This is a genomic window from Streptomyces sp. (genome assembly GCF_019510245.1).
Taxonomy (GTDB): Bacteria; Actinomycetota; Actinomycetes; order Streptomycetales; family Streptomycetaceae; genus Streptomyces.
In genome coordinates this window covers 1-7,701 of record NZ_JAEKKT010000041.1, presented here as the reverse complement: position 1 = coordinate 7,701, position 7,701 = coordinate 1, and the positions used below count along the sequence as shown (strand labels likewise).

5 protein-coding genes and 1 pseudogene are annotated in these 7,701 nt (G+C 69.0%); 2 read left to right on the top strand and 4 right to left on the bottom strand.

Annotated features, from left to right (window positions below):
* Window positions 1-2: 2 nt before the first annotated feature.
* Window positions 3-1,343, top strand: coding sequence for a glycoside hydrolase family 43 protein (locus tag JF597_RS01455; RefSeq protein ID WP_293987486.1), 1,341 nt, complete (start codon window positions 3-5; stop codon window positions 1,341-1,343).
* A 159-nt stretch (window positions 1,344-1,502) separates the two neighbouring features.
* A complete protein-coding gene (locus JF597_RS01450; protein WP_293987483.1) occupies window positions 1,503-3,077 on the top strand; it encodes an ABC transporter substrate-binding protein in 1,575 nt (524 codons plus the stop codon).
* A 6-nt stretch (window positions 3,078-3,083) separates the two neighbouring features.
* Here JF597_RS01450 and JF597_RS01445 read toward each other — a convergent pair whose 3' ends face one another.
* From JF597_RS01445 to JF597_RS01430, 4 genes and pseudogenes are all read right to left on the bottom strand, one after another.
* On the bottom strand, window positions 3,084-6,035 hold the full coding sequence (locus tag JF597_RS01445; RefSeq protein ID WP_293987481.1) for a LuxR family transcriptional regulator: 2,952 nt from the start codon (window positions 6,033-6,035) through the stop codon (window positions 3,084-3,086).
* Window positions 6,036-6,079: 44 nt separating this feature from the next.
* The gene (locus tag JF597_RS01440) at window positions 6,080-6,238 is read right to left on the bottom strand and encodes a hypothetical protein (RefSeq protein ID WP_256122776.1); all 159 of its coding nucleotides are present in this window, start codon (window positions 6,236-6,238) and stop codon (window positions 6,080-6,082) included.
* Between the two features lie 184 nt (window positions 6,239-6,422).
* Entirely contained in the window at window positions 6,423-7,541 is a 1,119-nt protein-coding gene (gene paaE / locus JF597_RS01435) for a 1,2-phenylacetyl-CoA epoxidase subunit PaaE (protein ID WP_293987477.1), read from the bottom strand.
* Window positions 7,541-7,701 (bottom strand): annotated as a pseudogene (locus tag JF597_RS01430) (phenylacetate-CoA oxygenase subunit PaaJ); the annotation flags it as partial. The gene paaE and the pseudogene JF597_RS01430, both read right to left, overlap by 1 nt.

The window sequence follows — 7,701 nt, the reverse complement described above, 5'->3', positions numbered from 1 at the left end:
TGCTGCGCGCGCTGGCGGCCCTGCCCGCCTCGGCCGTCCTGCTGGGGGAACTGCCCGGCGCGGCCTTCGCCGCCGCCCCGCCGAGCGGTTCAGCGACGCGCTACACGATCGTGCCGTTCCTCAACAGCAACGACGGGACCGTGAACGTCTACCAGTCCGACGACGCCACGGACTTCCGGCTGCTCAAGTCCTCCGCCTTCACACCGCCCAGCAACAGAATCCGCGACGCGAGCGTCTTCAAGCACACCGACGGCTACTACTACCTGACGTACACGACCCACACCTGGCAGGACATCAGCACCACCATCGGTTTCGCGCGGAGCTCCGACCGGGCCAACTGGACCTTCCTGTACGACTACACGGTCCCGATCACCAACCTGTCCCGTGCGTGGGCGCCGGAGTGGTTCGTCGACAGCGACGGCAGCGTGAACGTCATCGTGTCCTGCTCGGTCACCAGTGACGAGTGGATCTTCACGCCGTACCGGCTGAAGGCGACGAACTCGACGCTGACAGCATGGAGTTCGCCGGTCGCCCTGTCCGGGATCGGCCCGAACCACATCGACACGTACATCGTGAGGACCGGCTCGACGTACCACGCCTTCACGAAGAACGAGACAGCGAAGTACATCGAGTACGCGACGGCCTCCTCGCTCACCGGCCCCTACACGATCTCCCGGACCGGCGACTGGGCGGGCTGGGGCAGCTATCGCGAGGGCCCGTCCGTGATCCAGCTCGACAACGGCGGCTGGCGGATCTTCTTCGACGGCTACGGCGACGGCACCTACTACTACAGCGACAGCTACGACACGTTCGCGACGTGGTCCGCCCCGACCGCGCTGCCGGTGGTCTCCGGCGCCGCCCGGCACTTCACGGTCATCAAGGAGACGGTGTCCGGCGGGCCTTCGCTCGCGAAGAACGTCACGCGGTCCTTCCAGTCGGCCAACTACTCGACGCGCTACTGGCAGGCGCAGTCCTCCCTGCTCAACCTCCCGGTGGTGACCGCCTCCAGCACGGCCGCCGAGAAGTCGGCGGCCACCTTCACGGTCGTCGCGGGCCTCGCCGACTCGAACGGCTACTCCTTCCGCGACTCCTCCGGCAACTATTTGCGCCACTGGGACTTCCGTGCCCGCTTCGACGCCAACGACGGCACGTCGACCTTCGCCAAGGACGCGACGTTCATCGCCCGCACGGGCTCGTCCTCGGGCGCGATCCGCTGGGAGTCGTACAACTACCCCGGGTACTACCTGCGCCACTACAACTACCAACTCCGGGTCGAGCGGACGGCCGGGACGGATCTGTTCCGGCAGGACAGTTCCTTCGTGCCGGTGGGGGCCTGGGGCTGAGCCGCACCGCCGCTGGGGCTGCGGGAGCGGCGGACACACCGGGACGACACCGTCGGCATAGAACATTTGGGCAACAACGCGCTTTCGGGATGGTTCTGGTCGGGGCAGCACTCCGTACGTTTCTGCCGAAATTCGGACGGCGGATCGAGGAGTGTGCGTGTGTTCAACCAGAACCGAGTCCTGCGAAGAGTGGCCGCTGTCGCAGCCATGTCCCTGGTGGCAGGGTGCGGCGTTTTCTCCGGCAGCGCGGGGGCCGGCGGGCCGATCGTCGTCGGGACGACCAGCGCCCCCAGCACCCTCGATCCGGCCGGGTCCTGGGACGGCTCCTGGGAGCTGTTCCGGAACATCTACCAGACGCTCCTCGCCTACCCGAACGGCGCCACCACCCCCCAACCCGACGCCGCCGAGAGCTGCGCCTTCACGGACTCCGGCAACCGCACCTACCGCTGCGAACTGCGCCACGGCCTGAAGTTCACCGACGGCGCGACGCTCGACGCACGCGCCGTCAAGTACTCCGTCGACCGGATCCGGACCATCAACGCGGCCGGCGGCCCGGCCGGACTGCTCGGCAGCCTCGACCGGGTGCAGGTGCTCGGCGACCGCGAGGTGGTCTTCCACCTCAACAAGGCCGACGCCACCTTCCCGTTCGTGCTCGCCACCCCGGCCATGTCGATCGTCGACCCCGACGACTACCCCGCCAGGTCGCTGCGCAGGGACAAGTCGGTGTACGGCTCCGGGCCGTACACGCTCAAGTCCTACGAGGACGGCAAGCAGGCCGAACTCGTCCGCAACGGCGACTACCAGGGCTTCGCCGACCGGCACAACAACGCAGTCACCATCCGCTACTTCCATGATTCGGCCACGATGGTCAAAGCCCTGCGGACCGGGGCGATCGATGTCACCTACCGCGGTCTCGCCGCGTCCGACATCGTCGCCCTGCAGTCGTACAACTCCTCCGACCAGCAACTGATCGACGGGTCCGGTGTCGACATCAACTACCTGGTGTTCAACCCCAAGGACCGATGGGCCGGGATTCCGGCCGTGCGCAAGGCCGTCGCCCAGGTCGTGGACCGTCCCGCCATCGCCTTCAAGGTCTACCAGGGCACCGTCGACCCGCTCTACTCCATGGTCCCGGCCGGGCTGGGCGGACACATCCCCGGCTACTTCGACACCTACGGCGATCCCAGTACCTCCAAGGCCCGCCGGACCCTCGCTGACGCCGGCATCACCCACCGGGTCCCGCTCACTCTCTGGTACACGACTGACCGCTACGGCTCGGAGACCGTGAAGGAGTTCCAGGAGCTCAAGCGGCAACTGGACGGCTCGGGCCTGTTCACCATCACCCTCAAGGGCCGGCCGTGGAAGACCTACGTCATCGGTTACCAGAAGGGCGAGTACCCGGTGTTCGGGCGCGGTTGGTTCCCCGACTTCCCCGACGCCGACAACTTCATCGCCCCCTTCGTCGGCGACCACAACACCCTCGGTACGCCTTACCTGTCACCCGTGATCACCGGCAAGCTGCTGCCCGAGGCGCGCGCCGAGGACGATCGCGGCGAGGCCGTCGAGGACTTCGAGGAGGCCCAGCAGATCCTCGTCGACGACGCCCGTCTGATCCCGCTCTGGCAGGGACGCCAGTACATCGCGGCCGGCGACGACATCTCCGGGGACGAGCAGTCGCTCGACCCCTCGACGATCATGATGATGTGGGAGCTGCACCGCAAGGCCAGTTGGTGAACGAGCTCACTCCCGTGCCGGGCGGCCGGGCGCCGGTGGTGGTTCGTGGCGCGGGAGGGCGCGGCTGTTCAGCATGATGCGGGTGAGGCTCGCACGGTTCGAGACACCGAGTTTGCGATATGCCTGTCCCAGGTGGGTCTCGACTGTCCGCACACTGAGCACCAGGGTTGCGGCGACCTGACCGTTCGTCATTCCTGTGCTGACCAGGTCGGCTATCTCTCGTTCCCGGGCCGTGAGAGACGCCGACGCGTCAGGGACGGTGGGCGCGGCGGCGAGCCTGTCGCGCTGGTGGACGACCGCCTCGGTCAGACGTGCGGAACCGCACTGGTCCGCCAGGATTCCCGCATGGTCCAGCCAGTTGGCCACCTCATGGGTACGCCCCGCGTGCAGGGACAGCTCGGCGGCCGTGAGGAGCGTACGGCAGACCTCGAGGCGTTCGTCGCTGTCCGAAAACGCGGTGATCGCCTCCTTCGCACTGCGCACCGCCCGCTCCGTCGCGCCGCCCAGGGCGTGGGCCCGCATACGCGCACGCAGGGCGAAACCCTGTCGGCTGGTGGAGGGAAGCTGTTCGAGGCAGGTCTCGGCGAGTCGTGCCCAGTGGTCGACCGACGCGTGGTCGCCGTCGGCGAACGCCGCCTGTGCCAGGGTGTCGCACCAGCGTGGTTTGCGCCATGTGGTGAGCCTGGGCAGGTCAGTTCCGCCTGCCGCGTTCAGCAGGAGCGATCGGGCGCGTGCCGTGTCGCCGGTGAGCAGGACGAATTCGGCGTGGAAGCAGCGGACGGTGACCGCCCACGCGGTCGGTGTGTCGCCGGCGATCGCCGCGGCGTGTTCCGCCGTCGCGACCGCGTCCTGTAGGTCACCGGGGCTGTCTCGCCAGTAGAGGGTCTCGGCCCGCACCATCGCGATGATCGCCTCAGTGGCGGGGTTGCCGACTTGCTCGATGTGGCGGGCGGTCTCGTCCAGGGTCGCCAGCGCGCGGCGCAGGTTCCCCGAGCGCAGCTGGGTGTTCGCCAACACCGTGAGTATCTGAGGCTGGATGTACGTCTGCCCCGTGCTCCTCGACAGGGCTGCGCCGCGCGTGAGGTGGCGTTCCGCGTCGACCAGCCGTCCCATCATCCCTTCTGCCATACCCAGCTGGAACGCTGCCTCCAGGTTTGTCAGGAGGGTGGTGTCGGAGGCGACGTCGATGAGTTCGGCCGCTCTGGTCGTCGTTGCCCGCGCGGTCGCCTGGTCACCTGTGAACAGGTGGGCGAGGGCGGCCTGGGCCAAGGCGAAGGACTCACCGATGTCGTCATGGTGTCTGTGCGCGATCGCCGCGGCTGTCTCGGCATGGTTCCGGGATGTCTCGTAGTCCTGAAGGTCGTAGGCGTAGTCAGCCAGTTCGGTGTGCAGGGCGGCGGCGGTCGCGGTGTCGTGGTCGGCCAGCGCCGCGAGACCGGCGCGTGCGATGGCTCCGGCTTCGGTGTACCGCCCGAGCCGTCGTTCGATCCGGCTGGAGTCGGCGAGCGCGGTCGCATCGATGGGCTGCCCGCCGGGCATGGCCGACCGCAGCGCGTCGAGCAGGGCCCGGCCCTCGGAAGCGTTTCCGGTCAGCAATCGGGTGCGAGCGAGCAGGACCTGCGCTTCGTGCCAGTGGGCCTGGCCTTCTCGGAGCAGCGGCAGCGCGGCATGCAGGTACTCGGCAGCCAACGCGGGCTTGGCGTAGAGCACGCCCCGCGTGGCGGCGATCAAGGTCGTTATGTGGTCGGGCCGGTGCGGGTCGGCGGCCCGGGCGACATGGTGGGCGCGCCGCGCGATCGGAGCCCCCTGCTCGGCCAGCACTCGCTCGGCACGCCGGTGCAGGGCGACGCGCCGGCTGAATTCGAGCCGCTGGTAGACGACCTCCTGCACTGCCTGTTGCCGCAGCTCCAGTTGCGTCGCGGGTTCCGTCGGCCGCACCAGATCCAGGCGGATGAGGGTGTCCAGCGCAGCCATGGTCTCGGGCATCTCCAGGCCCGCGACCGCGGCCAGCAGTTCGGGGTGGAACGGCTCACCGAGGACCGCCGCGGCCTGGACTGCCGTCAGGGCACCAGGATCGAGGCCGACCAACTCGCCCAGGATCGCCGTACCGGCATCGATGCTCCTTCGAGGGGCGACGGCCGCATCGAGGTCCATGTCGCCCGTGGCCTCACGATGGCCCTCATCGGCGTTCGCATGGTCGTCGAGTACGTCCCGGGTGTGCTCCTGGGGCAGCGGCGTAAGGTCCCAGACCTCCAGCAGGCCGGCGGACACCGCGCGGGAGAGGCCGGCGGCGAGCGCGGGTGAAAGCCGGCTCCGCCGGTAGGCCAGGAGACACAGCACCGGGCCGGCCGCGGTCGCCGCTATCAGCTTTTCCAGGTCCTCGATCTGGTCGGCGGACAGCTGATGCAGGTCGTCCATCACCGCCAGCACGGCGGCTGAGCGGGTCGTGTGCGCCGCCACCCGGCCCGCGCCCTCAGCGTCTGCCCCGGCGGACGGAGCAGGCACGGGGCCCGCGCCCCCGCCAGGTGCCGTGAGGACTGCGACCTCCATGGTTCGGACATACGCTGCCGCCGTCCACAGCAGCGTGCTTTTGCCGAACCCCGGCTCTCCGACCAGCGCGATCGCCCGCCCCATTCCCTCCTGCAGACCGGTCAAGGCCGCACGCAGGGCTGCCACTTCGACGTCCCGTCCGGACAGGCGGCGATCGCCGACCTCCACGCCGTGGGACAAGGGCCCGAGGCCACCGACCTCAGAAAGTACGAACTGACGGGCCTCGGCAGGCCGAGCTCCATGCCGACCTGCCGGCACGAGGACACCGTCGGGGAGCAGGCCGCCATTCTGCGGATCATCAGCCATAAGTGGGATCTTAAGCGTATCCCCCGATAAGACCGTAGTGACCCGTCTTGTGGAAATCCTGTGGGACAGGTGACCGGAGCCGACGGGCACGTCAGAGCTCAACCCCGAAGGCCAACCCACCTACGGCCGTACGCCGTTCGGGAACGTCAGCCACCGGCCTTCTTGTCGAACCATCCCGACAACCGGGCGAAGGTTGAACCGGTGACGAGGATGCCGAGAGGAACGAGCGTGAACCAGACGGCGGCGGCCTTCACGGCCGCGAGCAGGGCGATGGCGCCGATGGCCAGCGCCAGGAGCACGAGCATGCCCAGAAGGACACGAATCTTGGAAACCAACGGAGGACTCTCCAAAGGTCAGCTGGGCTCTGTTGACTGGACAGTGTTCGCTCCCCGGCGTGACACCACGGCTCCGTCAGGAAGCTCATGGGGCGAGTCTCCCAACGCTGCCTTCCGCAGGAACCAGTGGAACTACGCAATCGCATACGTATGTTCACCTGTCGAAGTCGACGGTGAGACGGTCGGAGACCGCGAAGGTCTGGCAGGTGAGGACGTAGCCCGCGGACACCTCGGCGGGTTCCAGCGCGTAGTTGCGGCGCATGTCGGCGGCACCGTGGGTGACGAGGGCGCGGCAGGTGCCGCAGACACCGCCCTTGCACGCGAACGGCAGATCGGGACGCGCCTGTTGGGCACTGTCGAGGACGGTCCGGTCGCGCGGGGCGGAGAACGCGGTGGCCCGGCCGTCGAGGACCACGGTGATCTCGCTCTTCGGGTCGCCGCCTTCCGCGCTGTCACGATCGGCCGCCGACGACGGGGCGGGCGGTTCGTCCTCCGCGTGGAACAGTTCCCTGTGGACACGGTCGGCCGGGACACCGAGACCGGCGAGGGCAGCGCAGGCCTCGCGAACCATGCCGTGCGGGCCGCACAGCCACCAGTGGTCGACGTCAGGGATGTCGACGAGGGCGCCGAGCAGCGCGGTGAGCCGGACGGTGTCGAGGCGGCCGGAGAGCAGTTCGGCTTCGCGCGGCTCGCGGGACAGGACGTGGGCGAGCTGGAAGCGGGCCGGGTACTGGTCTTTCAGGTCGGCGAGTTCGTCCGCGAACATCACGGTGCCGGTGCGCCGGTTGCCGTAGATCAGGGTGATGCGTGAGGCCTCGTCCGCGCCCAGGACGGACGCGGCTATGGAGAGCATGGGTGTGACGCCGGATCCGGCGGCGATGAGCACATGGTGGCCGAGGGGACCGGCATCGCCGAGATCGGGAGTGAAGGCGCCGGCCGGGCCCATGACGTGAAGGGTGTCGCCGGGACGCACGTCGTGGACGAGCCAGGAGGAGAAGACCCCCTCCGGTACGACGCGCACGCCGATGCGGGGCGGTGTTCCGGCCGGTGCGCAGATGGAGTACGAACGGCGCTCGTCGCGTCCGCCGAACTCCCGGCGAAGGGTGAGGCATTGGCCGGGGAGGAAGGCGAACTCGTCGGCCAGATGCTCCGGGACGTCGAGGGTGAGGGCGGCGGCGTCGGAGCACAGCGGCTCCACGGAAGCCACGCGCAGAGCATGGAAAGCCGGACGGCGGCGGGCCCGTACGGCAGCGGGCGGTGCGGGGTCGGTCATCAGAGTTCCTTGATGTGCGGGAAAGGCTCCAGGCAGGCGCGGCAGCGCCGGAGAGCGGTGCAGGCGGTGGCGGCGAAGCGTGAGAGTTCCTCGGTGTCGATGGAGGCGCAGCGGGGGCAGGGCACGCCTGCCGGGTCGGGGGTCAGGGACAGCCAGACCC

What these genes read in the sequence shown, in the direction of transcription:
- JF597_RS01440 (WP_256122776.1), bottom strand. Translation starts at nt 6,238, where the DNA reads ATGCTCGTGCTCCTGGCGCTGGCCATCGGCGCCATCGCCCTGCTCGCG.
- paaE (WP_293987477.1), bottom strand. Translation starts at nt 7,541, where the DNA reads ATGACCGACCCCGCACCGCCCGCTGCCGTACGGGCCCGCCGCCGTCCG.